Raw genomic sequence first — 22,930 nt, forward strand, 5'->3', positions numbered from 1 at the left:
GGTCTGTTGCTCGACCGCCCGCCGACGCCGCTGAACAGCATCGGCGCGGCCGGCCTCGTGATCCTGCTCGGCGACTCGAGCCAGCTCTTCAACTCCGGCTTCCAGCTCTCCTTCGGCGCGGTGACGGCGATTATTTTCTTCGCCCACCCGCTCCGCAGCCGCATCACCGCGCGGTTCGAGCCGGATCCCTTCCTGCCCACGCGTCTCATCGGGCCGCTGCACCACCTTGCGCTGAAGCTCGCCGGCGTGGCGGCCACTCTCGTCGCGGTCTCCTTCGCCGCGTGGCTCGTCTCGCTCCCGCTCACGATCTGGTATTTCCACCTCGTCTCGCTCTCGTCGATTCCCGCGAATCTCTTCGCCGTGCCGCTCTCGAGCGCCGTGCTCGGCCTCGCGGCGATCTCGATCGTGAGCGGCATCGTGTCGCCGTGGCTGGCGACGGTGTTCAATCACGCGAACTTCCTGCTCGCGAAACTGCTCCTCGTCATCGTGCAGGCCTTTGCCGCGATTCCCGGCTCGTCGTTCTACGTCGGCCCGGCCGCGCCTGCCGGCACCTTCGCCACGCTCACCGTGCTCGACGCCGGGGCGGGCGGCAGCGCCGTGCTTCTCGCGGACGGCCTCTCGTGGGTGATCGACCCGGGCGGCGAGTTCTTCGCGGACACGGTGACGATTCCCTTCCTGCGCATGCACGGCGTGAACGCCCTCGACGGACTCGCGCTCACCCACGGCGACGCGAAGCACATCGGCGGCACCGAGCGCCTGCTCGACACCATCCCGCCGCGCGAGGTCCTCGACTCCGGTCTGCCGGACCGCTCGCCGAACCGCAAACGCGTCCTCGCCATACTTGCCGCCCGCGACATTCCGCTCGTTCGCGCGCAGACCGGGCTCACGCTCCCGCTCGCTCCGATCCCCCCGCCCGCGCGCCTCACGGTGCTGTATCCGCCAGCGAATGCGCGCGGCATCTCCGCCGACGACAAGGCCCTCGTTCTCCGCATCGAGGCGGGCGGATTCACCGCGCTGCTCATGTCCGACGCGGGCGTCGCCACCGAGCAATGGCTCCTCGCCCATGCGCCGAAGGAACTCGCCTGCGACCTCCTCGTGATGGGCCGCCACATCTCGGGATTGTCCGGCGATCCCGACTTCCTCCGCGCCGCGAAGCCGCAGGCCCTCATCGCCAGCGTCGCGGACTTTCCGCCGACCGAACGCCTCCGCCCCGGCTGGCCGGAGGCCGTTCACGCCCTCGGCATCGCCCTCTATCGCCAGGATGAAACCGGCGCCGTCACCGTGACCGTGCAGCGCGGGCAATTCACGGCAACACCTTTCCTTGCCACGGGCGGAGCGCCGCGCATGTTTCCCCTCTCGCATGCACCCGATCCTCTCCGTTGAAAATCTCTCGATCCGTCGCGGCGCCGCCACCCTCGTGGAATCCGTCGACTGGGCCGTGCGCCCCGGCGAACATTGGGTGATCCTCGGCGCGAACGGCTCCGGCAAGACGTCGCTTCTCCGCGCTCTCGGCGGCTACCTCACGCCCACCGAAGGCGAGGTTCGCCTGCTCGGTGAGACCTTTGGCGAGGCCGATTGGCGCGAACTCCGCACCCGGCTCGGCTTCGTCAGCGCCAGTATCGCCCAGCTCCTCCACGACGAAGACCCCGCTCTCGAGATCGTCGCCGGCGGCCGGCAGGCGATGGCCGGTTACTGGGGCGAACTCCCCCCGGCCGATCGCACCACCGCCCAGCGCCTCCTGCGGGAGCTCGACGCCGCCGACCTCGCCACGAAGCCCTGGCAAATCCTTTCGCAGGGCGAGCGCCAGCGCGTGCTCATCGCTCGCGCCCTCATGGCAAATCCCGGCCTGCTCCTGCTCGACGAACCCTGCGCCGGACTCGATCCCGTCGCCCGCGAGCGTTTCCTCGCCATCGTCCAGCGCCTCGGTTCCCGCACCCGCGCCGTCCCCCTCGTCCTCGTCACCCACCACGTCGAGGAAATCCTCCCCGTCTTCACCCACGCCCTCATCCTTTGCCATGGCCGCGTCTTCGCCACCGGCCCCGTCGCCAGCGTCATCACCGAGCGCATTCTCTCCGACGCCTTCAAGGCCCCGCTACGGCTCATCCGCCGGCAGGGCCGCTTCCGCATCCAACCCCTTGCGACCGAAGCGTAGTTTTTTCCTTGTCTCGACTCCCGCCCCTCCCAACCGTAAACTGACACAACAATGGAACTCACCCAGCTTACTCCCGCCGCTCTCAGCGAGCTCATCCAGCTCGTCGAAAAGAAACAGAGCCTGCTCGATCAGATCGCCAAGATCGAAGCCGACATGGAAGCCGTCGTCACCGGCAAGGCTCCTAAGACCGCTGTCGCCAGGGCCCCGCGCACTCCGGCCCCGCCGAAAGCCGCGCCCGCTCCCAAGGAAGCCCCCGCCCCGAAAGCCGCCGCCCCCGTCCGCGCCAAACGCGGCGCGTTGAAGGAAGGCATCCTCGCCGCCCTCGAGGCCGCCGGCCCGGAAGGCCTTTCCGTCAGCGAACTCTCGAACAAGCTCGGCGTCGAACCCGCCAACGTCCACGTCTGGTTCTCCACCACCGGCAAGAAGCTCACCGAGATCAGCAAAGTGGCCGCCGGCCGCTACGCCCTTGGCGCCGCCGCCCCCGTTGCCGCTGCCGCCGTCGTTGAAGAAGCTCCCGCCGCCACGCCGGAGCCCGCGCACGAACACGTCGCCGCCGTCCTCGAAGCTCCCGCCGAATCGAAACCCGAAGCCGTCTCGACTCCGGAGCCCGCTCCAGCGGCCCCCGAGCCCATCGTCGAGGAAACGCCGGTGATCGACCCGGTCGTCGAAGAGGCCCCCGTCGCCGAATCCACGATCGAACTCGAGCCCGAGGCCGACGCTCCCGCCCCTGAAGATGTCGAGGATTCCGCCAGCAAGCGCGACGAGCTTCTCCTCTCCTCCGACTAATCGCCGAAATCTCGAACGAGGCCGCCGCGCAAACCGCCGGCGGCCTTTTCCGTTTTCCGAGACCGCGAACTCCCCCGAACCGCCGCCCAAAAAATTTCCTCACGCGGCACGCTTGCAATCGGCGGCGCAGTCCGTATTCTAACCGTCCCTTCCCGAAGGCTGGATAGCTCAGTTGGCAGAGCAGAGGACTGAAAATCCTCGTGTCGGGGGTTCGATTCCCTCTCCAGCCACCACTCTCAACTCTCTGGAGAGTGCCTTAAATACAAGCTCTACAGGCTTTTCACTGTATTTCACCCGTTCCAACAGAAGGCGCACGAAATCGACGAGAAGGGGCTGAATTTATACGCCACTTCTCCGCCCGATTCGAAAATTGTCCGCCCGCGATCGACCGAGCGGCCACCGAGAAAAATCACTCCAGTCGATAACTACCGCGGCCGCGTGTAGCGGCATTGGGGAAATGCCGAGCACCCCAGAAAAATTCCGCCGGCATTTCGGCCGCGCCAGGCGGTTTGCTCCGCCAAGGCTCCGCCGCATTTGAGACATGGCTGCCAGATCCTTTGCAGGCAGGCCAACAGGTTCTCAGATTTCCCGGTGGCCTGATCCAAAGGCGGATGGCTCTCGGGACGGGAAGTTTCGGCTTCATGCGCAACGATGTGCACGAAATCCAGAGCGCGTGAAGCGGGCATGGCCGCCCCGTGGCATGTCGAGTGCTGAATGTTCACCCGACAGCGCGACCCGATGGTCGTGCGGAAAATTCAACACAACCACTCACACATCATGCCCACTGTAAACATTCCGGCCTACAAAAACGGCGACATCCTTGTCGATTACGAGGAGAAGGTCTTCGAAGACGTCAAAGCGAATCCCGGCGAGAAGGCGCTCGTCACGTTTCACGGCCTGGCGATGGAAGGCTCCATCGGCCTCGTGAACACGCTCAACGCCACACGATTGCTCCGCAAGGGCTACGAGACCTCGATCCTGCTTTACGGGCCGGGCGTGACGCTGGGTTTCCAGCGCGGCTTCCCGACGCTCGGCGACGAGGCATTTCCGGGGCATCTCGTCATCAACCAGCGTCTTGCGAAGTTCATGGAGGAGGGCGGCAAGGTCTATGCCTGCCGGTTCGCGGCGCAGGCTCTCTACGGGCAAACGGAGAAGGCGTTCATTCCGGGAATCCGCCCGATCAACCCGCTGGACGTGCTCGACATCGTGCTGCTGCACCAGCGGGCGAATGCCGTGATGATCCATTCCTGGAATCTGTAGGCCGCGGGGGTGTCGCTTCCATGAGCAAGGCCACCATTCGCGCCGCGGCGGTGCAGATCGCCCCGGTGCTCCAGAATCGCGACGGCACCACGGAGAAGATCCTCGACGCCATGTCGAGGGCGGCGGGGCAGGGCGCGCAACTCATTGTCTTTCCGGAGACATTTGTTCCGAGCTACCCGTATTTCTCCTTCGTGCTGCCGGCGGTGCGGATGGGCGCGCCCCATCTCGAGCTTTACGAGCAGGCCGTGGAGGTGCCAGGGCCGGTCACGGAGGCTGTGTCGGCGCAGGCGCGCCGGCTCGGGCTGGTCGTGGTGCTGGGCGTGAACGAGCGCGATCACGGCTCGCTCTTCAACGCGCAGCTTGTCTTCGATGCGGACGGCACGCTCGTGCTCAAGCGCCGAAAGATCACGCCCACGTATCACGAGCGCATGGTCTGGGGACAGGGCGACGGCAGCGGCCTGCGGGCCGTGGAAACGGCGGTGGGGCGCGTGGGCGCGCTGGCATGCTGGGAGCATTACAATCCCCTGGCGCGGTATGCGCTCATGGCCGGGCACGAGGAGATTCATTGCAGCCAGTTTCCCGGGTCCATGGTCGGGCCGATCTTCGCCAGCCAGATGGAGGTGACGATCCGCCATCACGCGCTGGAATCGGGCTGCTTCGTGGTGAACTCCACGGGGTGGCTTACCGACGAGCAGATCGGCGCGATCACGCCGGACCCTTCGCTGCAAAAGGCCCTGCGGGGCGGCTGCCACACGGCGATCGTCTCGCCCGAGGGCGCGCATCTTTGCGAGCCGATCACCGAAGGGGAAGGTATCGCCATTGCCGATCTCGACATGGCGCTCATCACGAAGCGCAAGCGCATGATGGATTCCGTGGGGCATTACGCGCGGCCGGAGCTGCTTTCGCTCGTTGTGGACCGCACGGCCTACGCGCCGGTGAGCGCCGCGCCGGCGGCCGGTGAAATTTTGCCCGGCTTCCCGCCGGCGCAGGGCATCGAAGAACTGGAGGTTTCCAATGGTTGATTTCCCAACAGTGCTGGCCGCGAGGAAGCAGACTCTTCTTTCCGAGCTGCAATCGCGCGGGTTGCGCCTGGAGAGCGGCATCCTGGGCGCGCCCGGGCGGAAAGGCGGTGCCGGCCCGACCGATCACAAGGCGGTAACGGTGCTCGGAACCACGATCATGGCGCCGATTCACACGGACGGCGCGGCGCGGTCGCCGTTCGTCGCGACGGCGCCGGACGCGAAGGGCGTCTCGCGGCTGGAGCAGGACGGAGAGCCGCTCTGCGAGGTGAGTTTTCCGCCCGAGCCGGCGTTCTACGGACTGAGCACGGCGGAAGGCGTGCCGTATTGGCAGATCGCGCAGCTTCACTCCCGTGACACGCTGGCGACCACGGTGCTGCAGACGTGCATTCGCTACGGGAACGCGAGCACGAAGTGCCAGTTCTGCGCGATCGGCGAGTCGCTGCGTGCCGGACGCACGATCGCGCGCAAATCCCCGGCCCAGCTCGCGGAGGTCGCCGCGGCCGCCCAGCGGCTCGACGGCATCCGCAATGTCGTGATGACGACCGGCACGCCGGCCACGGACGATCGCGGCGCGGGCGTGCTCGCCGAGTCTGCGGCGGCGATCAAGGCGGCCACGGGGCTGCCGATCCAGGCCCAATGCGAGCCGCCGGCCGACTTTGCTTGGTTCCAGCGATTGAGCGACGCCGGCGTGGATGCGCTTGGCATGCACCTCGAGGCGTGGGACGAGTCCGTACGCCGGCGGATCATGCCGGGCAAGGCCGAGGTGCCGCGCGCCTTTTACATGGAGGCGTTCGACGCGGCGGTGGAGGTGTTTGGCCGCGGACAGGTGAGCACGTATCTGCTCGCGGGGCTGGGAGATTCCGCCGCGGATCTTCTCGAGGCCGCGAGGGAGTTGATCGCGCGCGGGGTGTATCCCTTCATCGTGCCGTTCGTCCCCGTCACGGGCACGCCGCTGGCGGGTCACCCGCCGCCGAGTCCCGAGTTCATGCGCGCCGTGCTCGCTCCGGTCGGCGAGTGGCTGACCGAAGCAGGCATGACGTCCGACACCGCGAAGGCCGGCTGCACCAAGTGCGCCGCCTGCTCGTCGCTTTCCGCCTTTGAAAATCGCACCGCCTGCGCGGCCTGAACCCGAAAATCACCCACACCATGCCCGAAATTGTTCTGACCATTGAACTCCCCGACGGGAAAGCACTGCCGTGCTACTCGCCGTCCACCATCATCCGCTCGCATTTCCAGGTCGGCGAGACCCTCACCGTCCACGAGTTTGTGCAGCGCAGCCGCGTGGCTTTCGCCGCGGCCTCCGAGCGCGTGCGTGCGCGCTACGGCTTCGCCTGCTCGGCCGCCGCGGGGCAGCTCGCCGAGATCGAGGCGCAATCCTCCCTCTACGCCGGCGACGCCGAGGTGCGCATCCTTTCCATCACCTGAACCCCTGCTTCAACCCACCACCATGACTCCGCGACTTTCCGAGGCGACCCGCCTCGCCCAGCCCGACAACCACTACACCGTCATCATCATCGGCGGAGGCCAGGCCGGCCTCTCGATGAGCTACTGCCTCAAGCAACGCGGCATCGACCATCTCCTCTTCGAGAAGAAGCGGGTCGGCGAGGCGTGGCGCTCCGAGCGCTGGGACACGTTCTGCCTCGTCACGCCGAACTGGCAGTGCGCCCTGCCCGGCTTCGACTACCCGGGCGACGATCCCAAGGGGTTCATGAAGAAGGACGAGATCGTGGCCTACATCGAGGATTACGTGAGATCGTTTTCCCCGCCGGTGCGCGAGGGCGAGGCGGTCTCCCGACTCTGCCAGCTCGGCGATCACGAGTTCGAGGTCACAACGGACAAGGGCGTCTATACGGCCAACCACGTCGTCGTGGCCACGGGCGGCTTTCATCGGCCGGAGATTCCGCGAATGGGCGAGCGCCTGCCCGGCGGGATCGTGCAGATGCACTCGCTTCGTTACACGAATCCCGAGTCGCTGCCGCCCGGCGAAGTCCTCGTGGTCGGCTCCGGCCAATCCGGCTGCCAGATCGTGGAAGACCTCCATTTCACGGGTCGCCGCGTCCACCTCTGCGTCGGCGGGGCGCCCCGAACGGCGCGGCGTTACCGCGGTCGCGATGTCGTGGAATGGCTGCACGACATGGGCTACTACGACAGGCCCGTGCACGAGCATCCCGACCGCGAGAACGTGCGCCTGAAGACGAACCACTACGTGACCGGCCGTGACGGCGGGCGCGACATCGACCTCCGGAAACTCGCGACGGAGGGCGTGCAGCTCTACGGCACCCTCACCGATATCCGCGACGGCAGGCTGCGTTTCGCGCCCGATCTCACGAAGAACCTCGACCATGCCGACGCCGTCGCCGAGAGCATCAAGGATTCCATCGACAAATACATCGCCGCGCAGGGCATCGCCGCGCCCGAAGAGCCCCGCTACACCCCCGCCTGGGCGCCGCCGGCCGATCCCCTCGAGCTCGATCTCGCCGACGCGAACATCAGCGCCGTGATCTGGTGCACGGGCATCCCGACCGACTACCGCTGGGTGGACATCCCGCTCTTCGACGGCAGGGGCTATCCCAGCCACGTTCGCGGCGTGACCTCCGTGCCCGGCGTCTATTTCGTCGGCCTGCCGTGGCAATACACCTGGGGCTCGGGACGGTTCTCCGGCGTCGCCCGCGACGCGTGGCATGTGGCCGACGTGATCACGAACCGCCAGCAGGCGCCGAAAATCGCCAGCGAGCAGGCCCTCAATGTCTGGGCCCTTGGCTCCTGAGGCCGCACCCCATTTGGCATGAACTTTGCGTCAACCACGAAGTGAAGGAGTTTGCACCATGATTCTCGAACGCGTCCCGCCCTACCGTCCCGCGGATTTCGTCTTCAAGGTTGCCCGGTCGCCGCACGAGCTGGCGGGCTACTGGAATCTTCGCCAGGAGGTCTTCTGCGAGGAACAGCACGTCTTCGGCGAGCACGACCGCGACGCGATCGACGAGCGCGCGATCCCCATTATTTGCGCCACGATCATCGCCGGCATGGTGGACGAAGTCGTGGGCGCCGTGCGCATCGACGAGCGCTCGCCGCGCGAGTGGTATGGCAGCCGGCTGTGCGTGAGCAGGCCGTATCGCCGCCTGCTCGAGCTCAGCCCCGGCGTGAGCCTGCGGAATCACCAGCCCGTCTACAAGGGCTTCGGCGCGCTGGGAGCGGGGCTCATCTACAAGGCGGTCTCCCTCGCGAACGCCCTCGGCTGCGACCGCTTCCTCGCCAACGTGCAGGAGCAGAACGCCCGCTTCTTCCAGCGCCTCCACTGGCAGACGCTCGGCGAGCAGATGCTCTTCGGACGGCGGCACATTCACATGGAAGCCCAGCTCGACCGCTATCCGCCAGCGAAGCTCGTCGAGTTCGAGGCGTGTGTCGATGCCCGGGCCAAAGCCGCTTGACGAACTCGTTCGCGCCCTGCGCGCGCACCCGAACGTCCGCGAGAAGCTCCACATCGCCTCCGCCTACGCGCCGGCGCTTTCCGTCGCGGGCTCCGTGGCGGTTGGCGACGACGCGTCCGCGATTCCCGACGGGGACGGCTACCTCCTGCTGGCCGCGGAGGGCATGATGGAGGCATTCATCGAGCGCGATCCGTGGTTTGCGGGGTATTGCGCGGTGATGGTCAATATCAGTGACATCGCCGCCATGGGCGGGCATCCCACCGCCATCGTCGATGTGCTTTGGGCCCACGAAGATTCCGTCGTCGCGCGCGAGATCTGGGCCGGGATGCAGGCGGCCAGCGTCGCCTATGACGTGCCCATCGTGGGCGGGCACACCACGCGCTTTCCAGCGGAACGCACGCCGCTGCTTGCCGCGGCGGTGCTTGGCCGTGCGCGAAAGCTGATCAGCAGCTTCGCCGCACGCCCGGGCGACGACCTGCTCATGGCCGTGGATCTGCGCGCCGCCTACCGCGGGGAAGGGACGCTTTTCTGGAACGCCAGCGTCGGCAGCCCCGCCGGGCGTCTGCGCGGCGATCTCGACCTGCTGCCGGAGCTCGCGGAGGCCGGCCTCGTCACCGCCGGGAAGGATATCAGCAACGGCGGCGTGCCCGGCACGCTCTCCATGTTGCTTGCGACATCACGATGCGGCGCGACGCTCGATCTCGACGCGCTCCCGCAGCCCGATGGCGTGGAACTCGAGCGCTGGCTGCTCTCCTTCCCGAGCTACGGATTCCTGCTGACCGCGGACCCCGCGCATACGAATGCCGTGGCCGAGAAGTTTCGCGAGCGCGGACTCACCTGCGCGCGCATCGGCCGGCTCGACTCCGGCCCGGCCATCCATTTCACGCAAGGCGGAGCGACCGCCGAATTTGTGCGTGTCCACGGGGAGCCATGGCGAAATCCTTGAACATGGCCGAGGTGGCCCGCACGATGGGCGTTTCGGCCTCCACCGTCTCGCGCGCCCTGCGCAACGACCCGCGCATCAGCCCCTCGGTGCGGGAACGAGCGCGGCTGATCGCCGAGGAAATGGGCTATCGCCCGAATCCCCTCGTGAGCGCGCTCATGTCCACGCGCCGGCGGCGCGCCGGAAACGGCGAGGTGGACGTCATCGCTCTCGTCACGCATTACGGCGGCCCGCAGGACTGGCGGGCAAAGGACGTGTGCCGATGGGAGTTCAACGGCATCCAGGCGCGCGCCGACGCGCTTGGGTTTCGCATCGAGATATTCTCGCTCAACGCGTATCGCGGGAATGCGGATCGCCTGGCGGCCACCCTGCGCACGCGCGGCATCCGCGGCGTGTTGCTGGGCTTCGCCCGCGAGGAGGAGGAAATCGCGTTTCCAATGGAGGGATTCGCCGTGGCGGGACTAAGCGCGTATTTTCGGAACATCACCGTCGATCGCGCGAACTTCCACGGCTTCTTCAACGTCCAGCTCGCGCTCGACGAAATCCGCCGCGCCGGCTATCGCCGTCCCGCGCTCGCCGTGCCCGAGTTCAACAATCGCCTCTCGAACAATCTCTGGTCAGGCGCCTTCCTCGACTGGCAGCGCAGCGTGCCGAAGAAGGATCAATGCGCGCCTTTCATCCCCTCGGGAGATGTCGATCCCGCATGCTTCTACGACTGGCTCTATCGCAACAATCCCGACGCCCTGCTCGTTTACAAGCTGCCGCTCCGCAGTCTGCTCGCAAAGAAGAAGATATGGGTGCCTCAGGACATCGGCCTCGCCTACCTCTACCGCACCGCTGACGAAATGGGTGGCGCGGCGGGCATCGATGGCAACCTTTCCGCTGTGGGCGCGGCCGCGCTCGACCTTGTCGTCGAGAAGCTGAATACGAACGCACTCGGCGCGGGTCCCCTCCCGAAGGAAGTGCTCATCAAAGGACGCTGGCAAAGCGGTGACACGCTGCCATTGGTGAAATAACGCCCTCGACGAACAGTCTAAGCCCGTTCCTTTCTGCCGGAAAAATTTTGTAAGGATCTCTCGTCCGGACCGACCAATCGGCGGGATGGCTGAAACGATTGTCAGTGGGTTCTGGATAGGCGTCGCGATCTACGCGGCGCTGGGTATCGGATTTTCGATTCCGTTCGTGCGTCATTGGTCTGGAAAACTGGACCCCTCGGCGAAGGCGGGTTCCCGGGGATTTCGCCTCGCGATCCTCCCGGCCACGGTGGCGCTCTGGCCCCTGCTCCTGCGCAAGGTGTCTCGGCGATCGGGGCCCCCTCTCGACATCGAATGGCCCATCCCGCCGGCGGCTCAGCGACGCCTCCACGGACTCGCCTTTATCCTTATCGCCCTGTTTGTTCCCTTGATCGGCATCGCCGCTCTGAGGTTCCGAGTCGAGCCCCCGTCGTCCCGCATCCCTCTCAACGAGGCCGCAAATTCCACCGAAGTCGCCATCGCCTCCCTCGCGGCAACGAAGCTTCCCATTCGCGCGGAAACCACCCTCGTCGCCGGCCGGCGGACCCTGCGACTGGTCATCTCCCGTCCCCTCGCCGATCCGGTTGTGGCCGTCTATTGGAGCCCGGCCGCCATCGCCGACGGCATCAGTCCCGAGGCGGTTTTTCTTGGCACCATCTGGGGCCCAGCCCGTCTCGCCTTTCCTCTCCCATCCGGAGCCGAGGGCGGCGTCCTGACCTTCATCGCTCTCGCCGGAGAGCAGCGCGTCCTCGAGATCCTTCCCCTTCCCTGACCCATGTCCGTCTCCTACCTCGCCGTCGGCTGGAACCGGCAAAAGCGGCGCTACGACCTCGCCCTCGGGCTGGCCCTGGCCCTCGGCGCGATTGTCTACGCAGCCATCACCTTTCTGCTGCGCCCCGCGACCACGGTCGAAACGTTCGTGATTCGCTTCACCGCCATCGCCGCGCTCGCATTGCTTCATGTCATCCTCGTAATCGGCCCGCTCACCCGACTGGACCGCCGCTTCCTGCCGCTGCTCTACAATCGCCGCCATCTCGGCGTAACGATGTTCCTGCTGGCCCTGGGGCACGGAATCTTCGCCATCGTCCAGTTCCACGCCGGCGGCGATGTGAATCCCCTCGTGAGCGTGCTCACCGCCTGTCGCCGCGATTATCTATCCGGAGACATCGGCCAGTTCCCATTCGAGGCGCTGGGACTCACCGCACTCGTCATCCTGTTCGTCATGGCCGCCACCAGCCACGACTTCTGGTTGAAGAACCTCGGCCCGTCGTTCTGGAAGACGCTCCACATGCTCGTCTATGCGGCGTATGCGCTCATCCTCGCGCACGTCTGTCTCGGTGCATTGCAATCCGAGCGCGCCCCGGCGCTGGCGATTCTGCTCGGCTCCGGCTTCGCGGTCGTTGTCTCGCTCCATCTCGCCGCGTTCGCCCGGGAACGCCGCATCGATCGCCAGCGAATCCTTGCCCGCGACGACGGATTCGTGCCCGTTCTGCGCGCAGATGGCCTCGAGGAAGGCATCGGCAAGGTCGTCATGGCCGGCCATCAGCGCGTCGCGCTCTTTCTTCGCGAAGGCCGCATCTTCGCGCTGTCCAACGTCTGCCGGCACCAGGGCGGTCCGCTCGGCGAAGGCCGCATCGTCAGCGGCTGCCTCACGTGCCCCTGGCATGGTTACCAATACCGCGTCGAAGACGGCTGCAGCCCGCCCCCATTCACCGAGGTCGCGCCGACCTATGCCGTGCGCGTGATCGACGGCGAGATTTTCGTGCAAGCCAAGGCCCTGCCGCCCGGCACGAAGTCCGAAGGCGTCCCCGCCCCGGCGTCCGGCGTGCCATCCGCGCCCCCGGATTTCTATATCGGCTGGCAGGCAAAAGCGGCACCGGCGCAACGTCGCTTCACGCGCGCTGTCGTTGTCGTTCTCCTGCTTTTCGCCGCGGGCGTGGCCAGCATGACCGCGTGGTTCCAGGCTCCCGTGGATGCAGGCATCTTCGAGTTCGGAGTGGTGCGCACTTTCGAAGGCACCCTCCGCGAAACGCCGCTCCCGCTTTTGCAGGTGAATGCGGGCCCCTCCGCCGACGGCATGAACTTCCTCCTCGTGGGCGCGGGAAAATTTGGGCCACCGTCCGTCATCCGCGGCCACGACGGCGATCGCGTGCGCTTTCGCGGCAGCCTGATCTCGCGCAACGGTGTGGCGATGATCGAAATGAACGACCCGGCCTCGTTCACCGTGATCGGTCGCAACGCGGCCCCGCTATCCGTCGAACGCGTCACCCCTCTCGGAATCGGCACGTTCACCGGCGAGCTCGTCGATACGAAGTGCTTCTTCGGCGTCATGCGCCCGGCGGTCGGGAAGGTTCACCGCGCCTGCGCCATTCGCTGTCTGAGCGGCGGCGCCCCTCCGGGGCTGCTCGTGCAGGACGAGGCCGGAAACACCGTCGTCGTCCTGCTTGTCGGGGCGCCCGGCCGATCCCTCGACGTGCCCGTGGATCTCGCGGCTCACGTGCTGGATGTCGAAGGTGCGCTGGAGCTGCACAACGGCACGCCCATCCTCCGCGTGCAATCCTGGAAGCTTCGCAACTAGGCCTTCCGTGCACGAAAAAGCCGCCGCCTGAGAACTCAGGCGGCGGCTTTCGTTTCGACGGAAGCCAGCCGGTTAGTGAACCTTCGGATTCGCGCCCTTCTGGATGGCCTCGAGCTTGACCTCGATGGCGTTGTCCTTCGTCGCGCGGGCGAGCACGTGATACTCCGCGCCGCACGCCTGGCAGCGAACGGTATTCGGAAAGGTCGTGTAGCCCTTGCTGGAGCTGGCGTCTTCCGCGAAGGCGGCGGCGGCGAGCCCGACGATGCCCAAGGCCGCGAGGGTGAGCGCGTTGATGGATTTTTTCATGATGTGTGGATTTCGGTTCGAGATTTTTCGGATTGATGAGACATCAGCTGCCGCGCGGATTGCCCGTTGCGGAGCTGCGCTTGAGCTTGATCTCGAGCGTGTTCTTCTTGCCGACCGTCACGACGACGTCGTTCGGAGCGCCGCAGACGGAACAGCGAACCGGATGCGGCAGCGTCACGGTGTTGATGTTCGTGGTGGCGTCCACCGCGAAGGCGGCGGAGCTGAGGCTGACGAGCGCGATTGCGCCCAGGAAGAGGATTTTCATGGATTACGATGTTGAGTTTGGGTTTCCGCGCGCACTTCACGCGCTTACCCATTAGTCGCAGAGCCGCTTGATTCCTTACGCCGCAGCGCACGGAATCTGCCGAGACAGTCGCAACGCCTTCACGAACCGGGGGCCGCGTTCACAGGCCGGCCCCGCATGATACGACATCGTCGCGGAGCTCCCGGTCACCGAGAGTTCGGTGAAACTCACCGTGCACGCATCGATCCGATGCATGCAGATCGAGAGCGCGCCCTTGGAGGGATGGTGCGAACGATGGAGATCACGCAGCCAGGCCGGGGAAGCTGGCGGCGCCAGCCGCGAGGCCCGCGCACAGGTGAGCGCCCGCACGCGATTCGCCGCCGCCTCGTCGAAGCCGGAGGAAAACCAATGTCGCCGCTCCCAGGAAAACGAGGTCCCTTCCAGATTTCCGCCGCTCGACTTCCACTCGCACAACGCTCGCTCCCGACGGGAAATCACGATCAGACGAAACGGATTCATCGACGCGACAGGGAGCGCTCCAAAATGAGCCTCCGCATCCGCGACTGTCGCCGCCCCGAGCAGGGCCGGGATCACCTCTCCCCGACTGACCGTGCCGGCCCGAAGGCGCTGCGGCTCGGAATACCAGTTGATCAGCGCGAAGGTGAGCCCGACGGCATTGACACCGATCCACGTCCCCCCGCTCCATTCGTGCGGGTAGAGCGCGCGGAAGGCGCCGCATTTCGCAATCCGTGGAGGCAGCGCCGCTCTTCGGGAAAGCTGCTCGTCGCGATTCATCGCGAGATGGAAGCCGTCGCCGGCGGGAAGAAAGGAAACCGTGCACATGGTCGTCAGTCCGCGAGGGGATGGCAGGTGCTCCGCTGCCGGTAGCGGCGAAGTTCCGTCCAGAGCGCGCCGAGGGAATCCGCGCGATGGCCGGCCCGGCGATTGGCGGCGCCGATGGCGAAGACGAGTTCCCATTGCTGAAAGAGCAACCGATAGGCCTCGCCGAGCGACTTGCGCGCGTCGTAGGCACTGGTGGCCTCGGACGCCGCGCCATTGAGCTCGAGAATGGAAAATCCGCCTCCGCTCTGCAGCTCCGCGACGGACTCGAATCGCACATCGTAACGGCCGATGAAAAAACCCGGCAGCGCCCGCGAGATGTCGTCGATGCGCCTCTCGAGGCCCGCGCTCCACAGGTGCATCCCGTCCTGGAAAATGCAGCCCTGCGCGTGATTGCCCGCCTCCACGAGACGCACCGCTTCGCCGAATGCCGGCACGCGCGCCCGTTCGGAAGCGAAACGCCGGAGGTAAACGTCGGCGAGCAGCACGGCCCGCGCGTCCGCAAGAATCAACTCCTCCAGCGTGCGCCGCCCGTCGCCGAAAACCACCGGAAAGATTTTTTCCGTGATGGCGAAGATACGACCCTCGTGCTCGTGCGGCAGCCGGTAATAGAAAATGCCGATTTCCTGCGGCCCGCGAATGTATTCCTGGGCGACGATGGCGACATCCACGGTGGAAAGATACGCCCCGGCGTCCGCCATCGACCGGACGACCTTGAATCCGCTCCCGCGCTGGGCCACATCGGGCTTCAGCACGAACGGAAACGATAGCTGACCCGAGGCCACAAGCGCCTCCAGATGCGCAAGACGTTCCCCACCCTCCGCGAGGAGAAAGCTGTTCGCCGTCCACTCCGGGCTCGTGCGTTGGAGATCCGCCAGCGTCGCGAATTTCGATTCGCCGATCAGTCCGCCCGTGAACATCCCGGGATTCGCGCAGGTCGGAACGTTGAAGCCGCCATATTTCAGAGCGAGGCGGACGTAATTCGCGCCGATCGGCAGATAGAAAAGCCATGCGGGCCAGAACTCCCACTGCACCCAGCGCTGCACGCGGGGCGATCCGAGGCGGCGCCGGAGCACGGAGCCCCAATGCCCCGCGCAGACCGCGAGAAGGCCGAGAGCGATCGCGACGACGCCTCCGACGATCGCTCCATGCGAGCTCCCCGCGAACATCCCGACCGCGGCTCCGAACTGGCGCACGAGCCCAAACACCAGCCCCACCCAAAGCACCGCCAGCGCGGCGGTGATCGCCGTGAACTTCGCGACGGGCATGCGCAACAATCCGGCCGTGGCGAACGTGGGCAGCCGCGATCCGGGAACGAATCGGCACAGCACGAGAGCCCAGCCGCCGAATCGCGCGAACCAGGTCTCGCTTTGCTTGATCTTCTGCGCCGTCTGCGCTTTGCGCAGCCAAAGGCGCTCGAGAATCGGGCGTCCAAAATTGCGCGCGAGCAGGAACAGCCCGAGGTCGCCAAGCCAGATGCCGAGCACGCAGGCCAGGAACGCGGTGTCGGGGGACATCCGGCCGAGCGAAGACAGCGCCGCGCCGCCGAGAGTCGCGGCATCCTCCGACACGAAGGTCAAAAGGAACAGGCCGACGGCGCTGGTCGTGTCGAGATTCATCGACGTCAGGCGGCCAGCCGCTCCTGCTCGTGCTTGATCGTGGAGGGCGCGACGCCGAATCCATCGGGAAGCGTCGCGCCAAGCATCTGCGCCATCACGCCAACGAGCGCGTAATGATGGATGGCGTGGACGATGCCGAACATGATCTCGCGCCCAACGGTCGACTCCGCCGTCGACGATTCGCCCGCAGCGTAGGAGACCTTCGCACGCACCCGGATGGGGCGATCGAGCACCGCCGCATCGAGCGACTCGATCTCGCGCAACTGTCGACGCGTGGCCGCCAGCGCCGCGATCCGGACATTCTCGATGCGAGGGTCCCGCGTGCGGGCGTCGTAGTTGATCTCGTCGGCATCGAGTCCGTCCAGCACGCTGCGGAAATGGTCGAGGCAATGGCGAACATGGCCGCCGATCGAGGCATTGAAGGCAGCCGGAAGTCGGGTCGCGTAGGCGACATCGTCCAGCGCGAGCAGGAGCGCGGAGCCCTGCGCAAGCACTTCGCGGGCGGATTCGAGAAGCGCGTTCATCGGGCGATCAGACTGCCGACGACCGGAATGGAGCGGCGATAAATGAGAAGGAGAATCGCGGAGCAAAGCGCGACGACCAGCGCGAGGCCGAAGAGCAGCCCGTGATCGCCCTGCACCTCGATGCCGAGCACGGTGAGATGGCTCATGATCGCGCCGCCGATCACGCCCAGGGCGAGCGCCGCGCCGAGCCAGGTGAGACCGGGCACGAAGAGAAGAACGGCCGCAATGAGCTCGAAGACGCCGGAGCCAATGCGCCCCCACGGCTCGAGGCCGACCCTGGTGAAGATGTAGACGGATTCCGGCGCGGCCGTGAATTTGAAGAATAGCGTCTGCAGCAGAATGACGGCGGCGACGACGCGACAGATCCAGGCGATGATGATTTCGGGTTTGGTGATGGAGTTCATGGGTTTGGTGATTGGTCGAGGGACGGAGCGATTCCTTACACTCGCGGGCCCGTCATTTTGGGAGCCACCCGCCGGTGGCCTGGATGGGCGCGGGGTCGCCCGCGGCGTGCACCCAGACAGCCACGGAGGAAATCGGAGCCGGTGTTTTCCTCGGCAGGTCGACTGCCGCGGTGAATTCCCCCTCGTGCGGCTCGTGCGGCTCGTGCGGCACCGAGAGGAGCGCGAGGGCGACGAATTCGTGAGCGAGCTTGCGGCCCGCGTTCTCCCCGCGACGCACGTCGACCGCGATGTCGTTGGCCAGCGGCGCAATCTCGGCGACAAGCGGACCGGGGACCTTTCCTGCCGCACGGAAGGTGATCGCGATCCGCCCCGACGGATCGACCGTGGCGCGGAGTCTTCCTTCCCTGGCGGAAGGCAGAACGACGAGGCCTTCCCGCCCGTTGCTCACGAAGGCGGGCGTGTAGATGGTCTCCGCGCGCCAGCGGGCCGCGTAGTTACGCTGGCGCTGCGCGAAGGCTGGCGACGCGAAGCGATCAGGCCAGCCGAGGTCGTCCCAGTAGTTCACGTGGAAGGCGACCGGAACGACCTCCGACCAAAGACCGGGATCCCTGCGAAGGCCGGCCAGACTCTCCTCCGCCGGCGGGCAACTGCTGCATCCCTCGGAGGTGTAGAGCTCCACGAGCGTGGCCCGATCCTCTCCGCTCTCGAAGACGACAGGCCCGGCCATCATCGCGAGGAGCACACCGATCAGCCACATGGCTATTTCCCCTTCTTTTCGACGATCCCGGGCCAGTTCGCGTCGGCCTTCTTCAAGTTGCCCGCGGTATCGGCGCTGAATTTCTCGCGGACATCGAGATCGTATTGGAGAAGCAGGCGCCCATCCACGATCTGGAAGGCCTCCGGGGTGATTCCCGCCGTGGAATTCTTCGAGACCGCGTAGGCGCAGAAGCCGCCGAACTGCGGCTCGTATTTCGCGGGATCCTTGTCGAACGCGGCCTTGTGGTCCGCCGATGCGAAGTAATAGATCGCGCCCTTGTCGGAGCTCTGGAACTTCGCGTCGCCCTTCACGGCCTTGCCGTCGGTGAAGTAGGCGACGGGATCGTAGCCCCTGATGGCGACACCGCTCCAGTTGACGTTGACGAGGTCCTTTGCGAAAGCGGCGGTGGCTAGCGCAAGCAGCACAGCAGTGGTGGTAACGAGACGTTTCATGATGTGGATTTCGAGGGTTTGCGGGTTGGGTTTATTCCGGGGAAATTTTTCAATGCCGCGAGAACTCGCGGAGAAGCCGGGCGTGGCGGCCTGGCCGTGGCCGGGCGATGTTCACGGCGTGCGGTGGCGTCTTCGCGCGCGCAGGCGCGGCGATGGCGAGCGGAATCCTCATCCGAGCCGCTCCAGCAGATGGTCGCCGACGCGCAGGGCGTTCGCGATGATGGTGAGGGCGGGATTCACCGCGCCGCTCGACGGGAAGAAGCTGCCGTCCACGACGTAGAGGTTGTCGACCTCGTGCGCGCGGCAGTTCACGTCGAGGGCGCTTGTCGCGGGATCGAGTCCGAAGCGGATCGTGCCATTCTGGTGCGCGACGCCGGCCAGCGGGATGCGCTGGCCGATGAAGAGGTTTCGCGCGAAGAGGCCCTGATGGCAGTCGTGGCCGTGGTGCGGGCACGAGGTCTGCGCCTGCATGAGGTGCTCGAGCCGCTTGATGAGGCGCTTGTGGCCGGCTTCGTTGTTCGGCTTGTAGGCGAGGACGATGTTCCCGTCGCGGTCGAGGGTGACGCGATTCTCCGGGTCGGGCAGGTCCTCCGACGTCAGCCAGAAATCGAGCGAGTGCCGACCCATGAGGTCGAGCGTCCAGCCAGGAGCGACCGGTGGCGCGCCGGCCTTCAGCGTGTCGCCGTCGAGCTTGCCAACGAACGAGATGTGGCCCATCGGGAATTCGAAGCTGTCGTCCCCAAAATAGAAATCATTCACCGAAAGCGTCTTTTGAAAGACCGTCGGGTTCTCGCATTTCGAGAGCGCGACGAGCACGGAGTTCGTGTGGCCCATGTAGTGGCGACCGACGACGCCGGAGCCGTTTGCAAGGCCCTGCGGGTGTTTGTCGCTCGCGGAGCGCAGGAGCAGCGCAGCGGAATTGATCGCCCCGGCGGAAAGCACGACGACGTCCGCGGAGAAGCGATCCGTTTTTCCGCCACGTTCGACCTCGACGCCCTCGACGACGCGCGCGCTGCCGTTCGTGAAAAGGCGAGTGACCTTCGTGTCGGTGAGCAGCGTGACGTTCGGATGCTCGAGTGCGGGCCGCACGCAGCAGACGTGCGAGTCGGCCTTCGCGTTGACGAGGCACGGATGCCCGTCGCACGTGCTGCAGCGGATGCACGGGCTGGCATGCGGGTTTTTCTCGTCGAGCATGATCCCGAGCGGCGTGTGAAACGGGCGCAATCCCTGCGCCGCGAAATCCTCGCTGAGGAATTGCATCCGCCGCTCATGGCTGACCGGCGCGTAGGGATACGGCGCGCTGCGGTGCGGCTCGGTGGGTTCCTCGCCCGCGACGCCATGCACGTGATAGAGCCGCTCGGCCTGGCTGTAATAGGGCTCGAGGTCGTCGTAGGAGATCGGCCACGCGGGCGAGATACCACCATGATGCGCCAGCTCGCCGAAGTCGCGCTCGCGCAGGCGGAAGAGCGCGGCGCCGTAGAACTTCGTGTTGCCGCCGACGTAGTAGTTCGTGTGCGGGTGGAGCGGCTTGCCGTCCGCGCCGCGCCAGCTTTCCTTCGTGTTGTAACGGCCTTCGAGGTTGACCGCCTTCGTGCTCCAGTTGTCCTTCTCGCGGGGAACGTAAGGGCCGCGCTCGATGAGGAGGATGCGCTTGCCGCTTGGCGCCAGTTTCCAGGCAAGCGTGCCGCCGCCCGCGCCCGTGCCAATGATGATGACGTCGTAGTGCTCCATGCGCCATTCGTCGACGCCTGGAGCGATTCCTTACACGGAACCGCGAGGCGGCGGTGAGTCTGGACGCGCGACGCCGAGCGCCCGGATGCGCGACGCGAGCGTCGTGGGCTTCATGCCGAGGAGGGCCGCCGCGCCGTCCGGGCCAAAAACCCGTCCGCCGGTCTGCGCAAGAGCGGCGGCGATGCTCTCGCGTTCGCGCTGCTTCCATTCGGCGCGTGTGAGCACGGGCGCATCCGCGGAGATTGGAGCGAGGGTTCGAGAGGAGACCGCGGGCGCATCGAATTGCAGCGGGCCGCCCTGCGCGAGGATGACGGCGCGCTCGACGGCATTTTGCAGCTCGCGCACGTTGCCGGGCCAGTCGCGCGCGGCAAGCTGTCGGGCGGCGGCCTGCGTGAATTTCGGAGCGCGGCGATTCATGCGTTTCGCGGCGGTGCGGATGAAGTGATCGGCGAGGCGCGGAATGTCCTCACGGCGCTCGCGCAGCGGCGGGTTTTCGATGGGAAAGACGCTCAGCCGGTAGAACAAATCCTGCCGGAATCGCCCGGCCTCGACCTCGGCCTTCAGGTCCCGGTTTGTCGCGGCGATGATGCGCACGTTGACCTTGCGCGGACGCGGATCGCCCACGCGTTCGATCTCCTGTTCCTGCAGCACGCGCAGCAGCTTCGCCTGCATCGGCAGCGGGACCTCGCCGATCTCGTCGAGGAAGAGCGTGCCGCGATCGGCGAGTTCGAAGCGGCCGGCCTTGTCGCGCACCGCGCCGGTGAACGCGCCCTTCACGTGGCCAAAAAACTCGCTCTCGAACAGCGCCTCCGGCACGGCGCCGCAATTCACCGCGATCATCGTCCGCCCCCGCCGCTCGCTGCGCTCGTGGATGGCGCGCGCGACGAGTTCCTTGCCCGTGCCGCTCTCGCCGGTGACGAGCACGGTCGCGTCGGTCGGCGCGACGAGCTCGACCTGCTGGAGCACCTTGCGCAACGCGGCGCTTTCGCCCACGAGATCGTCCGGCCCGCGGGCGGCGTCCACCTCCTCGCGCAGGTAGCTGTTTTCCTCCTCGAGGCGCTCCTTGAGATAGGCGATCTCCTCGAAGGCGTTCGCGTTCGCGATGCTCACCGCTGCGTGATCGGCAAAGACGCGCAGCCATTCGAAATCCGCCTCGCCCAGCACGGCGCGGTCGAAAAGGCCGAGCACGCCGAGCACCTCGCCGCGAAAGACGAGAGGCTGCGCGGCAAACGTGCGGATCTTTGCGTCGCGGAACCAGTCTGGATCGGCGATCCATTCCTCGTCGCCGCGCAAGTCCGGCAGCAGCAGCGATTGCCCGCTCGCAGCCACGCGGCCGATCTTGCGCCTGCCGAGCGGAAACCGCCGGAATCCGCCGTCCGTGCGCGTGAGATTCACCGCCGGATCGTCGGAGTTTCCCGCGCTGGCGACGAGATGCAGGCACCGCGTCTGGTCGGGACATTCCTCGCGGAATCGGCACCTCGCGCAGAGATCGCCGGCATTCAGCAGCCAGATGCGCACGAGGGCGACGTTCCCGCACTGGGCGATTCCGCTCGTGATCGCCCGCAGCACTTCCGGCAACGTCCGATTCTGCGCCGCCGAGACCATCACGTGGGGAAATGCGGCGACGTTCATTCCGTTTCACTACGAGAACTCGTCCCAATCAGAAACGAGTTTTCGTATTCCACGAAACTTCGTAGCGCCCGCATGGCCCACCATGCGGCGCGTTTTACTCTGGGAAATCCGCATTTTCGGCCGTTGGCACGCCACATGAGATAGAGAGACCCGTCGAAACCATTCGGCGAGAACCTCAAACATCCGAAGACCATGAACCGCATCCATCAGATCGATCCCATCCAATCAACCGGCAAATCGAAGGCTCTCTTCGACGCCGTCCAGTCCCAGCTCGGCTTCGTGCCGAACCTCATGCGCGTCCTCGGCAATTCGCCCGCCGCGCTCGAGGGCTACCTCGGCCTCAACCGCCCCCTCGCCGCGGGCGTGCTCTCCGCCAAATTGCGCGAGCAGATCGCGCTCACCGTCGGCGAGATCAACGGCTGCGACTATTGCCTGAGCGCCCACACGCTGCTCGGCAGCCACGCCGGATTGAGCGCCGGGGACGCCCTCGCCGCGCGCCGCGCCACAGCCGCCGACGAGAAATCCGACGCCGCGCTCAAGCTCGCCCGCGCCGTCACGCTCCAGCGCGGCCACATCGCCGACACCGACCTGCAAGCCGCCCGCAGCGCCGGCCTGAGCGACGCCGAGATCATCGAAGTCGTGCAGCATGTCGCACTGAACATCCTCACGAACTACACGAACAATGTCGCCCGCACGGTGATCGATTTTCCCGCCGTCGAGCCCGCCATGGCCATCGCCGCGTGATCTCCGAAGTTTCCCGAAAAATCCTCATCCCAACAATCATGACCATGAAATCATCTGACCTTGCCCAGCGCCCGCCCCTGCCTCCCTTCACCGAGGAGACGGCACGCCAGAAAGTGCAGCTTGCCGAGGACGCGTGGAACTCGCGCGATCCGGAGCGCATCGCCCTCGCCTACACGCCCGACACGGAATGGCGCAACCGCGTCGAGTTCGTAAACGGCCGCGCGGAAGCCATCGCGCTCCTTCGCCGCAAATGGGCGAAGGAGCACGACTACCGGCTGCGCAAGACGCTCTGGGCCTTCACCGGCAATCGCATCGCCGTGCGCTTCGAATACGAGTGGCACGACGACGCCGGCCAGTGGTGGCGCAGCCACGGCAACGAGAACTGGGAATTCGACGCGCACGGCCTCATGGCTCGCCGCTACGCCAGCATCAACGACCAACCCATCGACGAGTCCGAGCGGAAATTCCGCTGGGCCCGCCCATGAACCTCAACCA

At 66.3% G+C, this 22,930-nt stretch carries 25 protein-coding genes and 1 tRNA gene; 16 read left to right on the forward strand and 10 right to left on the reverse strand.

The features are described from left to right. The 14 genes from VIM61_12780 to VIM61_12845 all read left to right on the forward strand — a co-directional run. On the forward strand, positions 1–1,383 hold a 1,383-nt coding region (locus VIM61_12780), incomplete at its 5' end, for a ComEC/Rec2 family competence protein (protein ID HEY8901280.1). Then, on the forward strand, positions 1,361–2,152 hold the full coding sequence (locus VIM61_12785) for an ATP-binding cassette domain-containing protein (GenBank protein HEY8901281.1): 792 nt from the start codon (positions 1,361–1,363) through the stop codon (positions 2,150–2,152). The genes VIM61_12780 and VIM61_12785, both read left to right, overlap by 23 nt. Positions 2,153–2,203: 51 nt before the next feature. Continuing rightward, positions 2,204–2,938 carry a hypothetical protein gene (locus VIM61_12790; GenBank protein HEY8901282.1) on the forward strand — a complete coding sequence of 245 codons (735 nt, stop codon included), beginning with the start codon at positions 2,204–2,206 and terminating at the stop codon, positions 2,936–2,938. A gap of 157 nt (positions 2,939–3,095) precedes the next feature. Then, positions 3,096–3,171 (forward strand) — tRNA-Phe (locus tag VIM61_12795). Positions 3,172–3,715: 544 nt separating this feature from the next. After that, positions 3,716–4,198, forward strand: coding sequence for an MSMEG_0572/Sll0783 family nitrogen starvation response protein (locus VIM61_12800; GenBank protein HEY8901283.1), 483 nt, complete (start codon positions 3,716–3,718; stop codon positions 4,196–4,198). 20 nt (positions 4,199–4,218) lie between these two features. Then, positions 4,219–5,220, forward strand: coding sequence for a Nit6803 family nitrilase (locus tag VIM61_12805; GenBank protein HEY8901284.1), 1,002 nt, complete (start codon positions 4,219–4,221; stop codon positions 5,218–5,220). Beyond that, complete coding sequence (locus VIM61_12810; GenBank protein ID HEY8901285.1) at positions 5,213–6,346, forward strand: MSMEG_0568 family radical SAM protein; 1,134 nt, start codon at positions 5,213–5,215, stop codon at positions 6,344–6,346. The genes VIM61_12805 and VIM61_12810 overlap by 8 nt, the downstream gene beginning before the upstream one ends. Positions 6,347–6,366: 20 nt before the next feature. Next, entirely contained in the window at positions 6,367–6,645 is a 279-nt protein-coding gene (locus VIM61_12815) for an MSMEG_0570 family nitrogen starvation response protein (GenBank protein HEY8901286.1), read from the forward strand. A gap of 22 nt (positions 6,646–6,667) precedes the next feature. After that, positions 6,668–7,987, forward strand: coding sequence for an MSMEG_0569 family flavin-dependent oxidoreductase (locus tag VIM61_12820; GenBank protein HEY8901287.1), 1,320 nt, complete (start codon positions 6,668–6,670; stop codon positions 7,985–7,987). A 58-nt stretch (positions 7,988–8,045) separates the two neighbouring features. Beyond that, positions 8,046–8,648, forward strand: a complete 603-nt coding sequence (locus VIM61_12825; GenBank protein HEY8901288.1) for an MSMEG_0567/Sll0786 family nitrogen starvation N-acetyltransferase — start codon at positions 8,046–8,048, stop codon at positions 8,646–8,648. Next, positions 8,626–9,594, forward strand: a complete 969-nt coding sequence (locus VIM61_12830) for a sll0787 family AIR synthase-like protein (GenBank protein ID HEY8901289.1) — start codon at positions 8,626–8,628, stop codon at positions 9,592–9,594. The genes VIM61_12825 and VIM61_12830 overlap by 23 nt, the downstream gene beginning before the upstream one ends. Positions 9,595–9,596: 2 nt before the next feature. Further along, entirely contained in the window at positions 9,597–10,607 is a 1,011-nt protein-coding gene (locus VIM61_12835) for a LacI family DNA-binding transcriptional regulator (GenBank protein HEY8901290.1), read from the forward strand. Positions 10,608–10,692: 85 nt separating this feature from the next. Next, entirely contained in the window at positions 10,693–11,376 is a 684-nt protein-coding gene (locus VIM61_12840; GenBank protein HEY8901291.1) for a hypothetical protein, read from the forward strand. 3 nt (positions 11,377–11,379) lie between these two features. Continuing rightward, on the forward strand, positions 11,380–13,182 hold the full coding sequence (locus VIM61_12845) for a ferric reductase-like transmembrane domain-containing protein (GenBank protein HEY8901292.1): 1,803 nt from the start codon (positions 11,380–11,382) through the stop codon (positions 13,180–13,182). A gap of 72 nt (positions 13,183–13,254) precedes the next feature. Here VIM61_12845 and VIM61_12850 read toward each other — a convergent pair whose 3' ends face one another. The 10 genes from VIM61_12850 to VIM61_12895 form a co-directional block, all read right to left on the reverse strand. Next, positions 13,255–13,488 (reverse strand): hypothetical protein, encoded by a 234-nt coding sequence (locus tag VIM61_12850; GenBank protein ID HEY8901293.1) that lies wholly within the window; start codon positions 13,486–13,488, stop codon positions 13,255–13,257. Between the two features lie 43 nt (positions 13,489–13,531). Then, entirely contained in the window at positions 13,532–13,753 is a 222-nt protein-coding gene (locus tag VIM61_12855; GenBank protein HEY8901294.1) for a hypothetical protein, read from the reverse strand. 75 nt (positions 13,754–13,828) lie between these two features. Continuing rightward, entirely contained in the window at positions 13,829–14,575 is a 747-nt protein-coding gene (locus VIM61_12860) for an NRDE family protein (protein ID HEY8901295.1), read from the reverse strand. 5 nt (positions 14,576–14,580) lie between these two features. Beyond that, on the reverse strand, positions 14,581–16,191 hold the full coding sequence (locus VIM61_12865) for a VTT domain-containing protein (protein ID HEY8901296.1): 1,611 nt from the start codon (positions 16,189–16,191) through the stop codon (positions 14,581–14,583). A gap of 5 nt (positions 16,192–16,196) precedes the next feature. Then, the gene (locus tag VIM61_12870) at positions 16,197–16,715 is read right to left on the reverse strand and encodes a DinB family protein (GenBank protein HEY8901297.1); all 519 of its coding nucleotides are present in this window, start codon (positions 16,713–16,715) and stop codon (positions 16,197–16,199) included. Further along, a complete protein-coding gene (locus VIM61_12875) occupies positions 16,712–17,119 on the reverse strand; it encodes a hypothetical protein (protein HEY8901298.1) in 408 nt (135 codons plus the stop codon). The genes VIM61_12870 and VIM61_12875 overlap by 4 nt, the downstream gene beginning before the upstream one ends. A 52-nt stretch (positions 17,120–17,171) precedes the next feature. Further along, the gene (locus VIM61_12880) at positions 17,172–17,876 is read right to left on the reverse strand and encodes a DUF1223 domain-containing protein (GenBank protein HEY8901299.1); all 705 of its coding nucleotides are present in this window, start codon (positions 17,874–17,876) and stop codon (positions 17,172–17,174) included. A gap of 2 nt (positions 17,877–17,878) precedes the next feature. Beyond that, positions 17,879–18,328: a YHS domain-containing (seleno)protein gene (locus tag VIM61_12885; protein ID HEY8901300.1), complete on the reverse strand. Its 450-nt coding sequence runs from the start codon at positions 18,326–18,328 to the stop codon at positions 17,879–17,881. A gap of 168 nt (positions 18,329–18,496) precedes the next feature. Continuing rightward, positions 18,497–20,059 (reverse strand): GMC family oxidoreductase, encoded by a 1,563-nt coding sequence (locus VIM61_12890; GenBank protein ID HEY8901301.1) that lies wholly within the window; start codon positions 20,057–20,059, stop codon positions 18,497–18,499. A gap of 30 nt (positions 20,060–20,089) precedes the next feature. Then, complete coding sequence (locus VIM61_12895) at positions 20,090–21,691, reverse strand: sigma 54-interacting transcriptional regulator (protein ID HEY8901302.1); 1,602 nt, start codon at positions 21,689–21,691, stop codon at positions 20,090–20,092. 192 nt (positions 21,692–21,883) lie between these two features. Here VIM61_12895 and VIM61_12900 point away from each other — a divergent pair, with 192 nt between their 5' ends. Further along, entirely contained in the window at positions 21,884–22,435 is a 552-nt protein-coding gene (locus VIM61_12900; GenBank protein HEY8901303.1) for a carboxymuconolactone decarboxylase family protein, read from the forward strand. 44 nt (positions 22,436–22,479) lie between these two features. Next, on the forward strand, positions 22,480–22,920 hold the full coding sequence (locus VIM61_12905) for a nuclear transport factor 2 family protein (protein HEY8901304.1): 441 nt from the start codon (positions 22,480–22,482) through the stop codon (positions 22,918–22,920). Positions 22,921–22,930: the final 10 nt, after the last annotated feature.

The organism is Chthoniobacterales bacterium, from assembly GCA_036569045.1.
Lineage (GTDB): Bacteria > Verrucomicrobiota > Verrucomicrobiia > Chthoniobacterales > JAATET01 > JAATET01.

Bases quoted from the DNA above. Each gene is read 5' to 3' on its own strand.
- VIM61_12845 (HEY8901292.1), top strand. From the start codon at position 11,380: ATGTCCGTCTCCTACCTCGCCGTCGGCTGGAACCGGCAAAAGCGGCGC.
- VIM61_12825 (HEY8901288.1), top strand. From the start codon at position 8,046: ATGATTCTCGAACGCGTCCCGCCCTACCGTCCCGCGGATTTCGTCTTC.
- VIM61_12870 (HEY8901297.1), bottom strand. From the start codon at position 16,715: ATGAACGCGCTTCTCGAATCCGCCCGCGAAGTGCTTGCGCAGGGCTCC.
- VIM61_12805 (HEY8901284.1), top strand. From the start codon at position 4,219: ATGAGCAAGGCCACCATTCGCGCCGCGGCGGTGCAGATCGCCCCGGTG.
- VIM61_12840 (HEY8901291.1), top strand. From the start codon at position 10,693: ATGGCTGAAACGATTGTCAGTGGGTTCTGGATAGGCGTCGCGATCTAC.
- VIM61_12885 (HEY8901300.1), bottom strand. From the start codon at position 18,328: ATGAAACGTCTCGTTACCACCACTGCTGTGCTGCTTGCGCTAGCCACC.
- VIM61_12800 (HEY8901283.1), top strand. From the start codon at position 3,716: ATGCCCACTGTAAACATTCCGGCCTACAAAAACGGCGACATCCTTGTC.
- VIM61_12865 (HEY8901296.1), bottom strand. From the start codon at position 16,191: ATGAATCTCGACACGACCAGCGCCGTCGGCCTGTTCCTTTTGACCTTC.
- VIM61_12875 (HEY8901298.1), bottom strand. From the start codon at position 17,119: ATGAACTCCATCACCAAACCCGAAATCATCATCGCCTGGATCTGTCGC.
- VIM61_12820 (HEY8901287.1), top strand. From the start codon at position 6,668: ATGACTCCGCGACTTTCCGAGGCGACCCGCCTCGCCCAGCCCGACAAC.
- VIM61_12890 (HEY8901301.1), bottom strand. From the start codon at position 20,059: ATGGAGCACTACGACGTCATCATCATTGGCACGGGCGCGGGCGGCGGC.
- VIM61_12850 (HEY8901293.1), bottom strand. From the start codon at position 13,488: ATGAAAAAATCCATCAACGCGCTCACCCTCGCGGCCTTGGGCATCGTC.
- VIM61_12900 (HEY8901303.1), top strand. From the start codon at position 21,884: ATGAACCGCATCCATCAGATCGATCCCATCCAATCAACCGGCAAATCG.
- VIM61_12810 (HEY8901285.1), top strand. From the start codon at position 5,213: ATGGTTGATTTCCCAACAGTGCTGGCCGCGAGGAAGCAGACTCTTCTT.
- VIM61_12880 (HEY8901299.1), bottom strand. From the start codon at position 17,876: ATGTGGCTGATCGGTGTGCTCCTCGCGATGATGGCCGGGCCTGTCGTC.
- VIM61_12835 (HEY8901290.1), top strand. From the start codon at position 9,597: ATGGCCGAGGTGGCCCGCACGATGGGCGTTTCGGCCTCCACCGTCTCG.
- VIM61_12855 (HEY8901294.1), bottom strand. From the start codon at position 13,753: ATGAAAATCCTCTTCCTGGGCGCAATCGCGCTCGTCAGCCTCAGCTCC.
- VIM61_12785 (HEY8901281.1), top strand. From the start codon at position 1,361: ATGCACCCGATCCTCTCCGTTGAAAATCTCTCGATCCGTCGCGGCGCC.
- VIM61_12895 (HEY8901302.1), bottom strand. From the start codon at position 21,691: ATGAACGTCGCCGCATTTCCCCACGTGATGGTCTCGGCGGCGCAGAAT.
- VIM61_12790 (HEY8901282.1), top strand. From the start codon at position 2,204: ATGGAACTCACCCAGCTTACTCCCGCCGCTCTCAGCGAGCTCATCCAG.
- VIM61_12815 (HEY8901286.1), top strand. From the start codon at position 6,367: ATGCCCGAAATTGTTCTGACCATTGAACTCCCCGACGGGAAAGCACTG.
- VIM61_12905 (HEY8901304.1), top strand. From the start codon at position 22,480: ATGAAATCATCTGACCTTGCCCAGCGCCCGCCCCTGCCTCCCTTCACC.
- VIM61_12830 (HEY8901289.1), top strand. From the start codon at position 8,626: ATGCCCGGGCCAAAGCCGCTTGACGAACTCGTTCGCGCCCTGCGCGCG.
- VIM61_12860 (HEY8901295.1), bottom strand. From the start codon at position 14,575: ATGTGCACGGTTTCCTTTCTTCCCGCCGGCGACGGCTTCCATCTCGCG.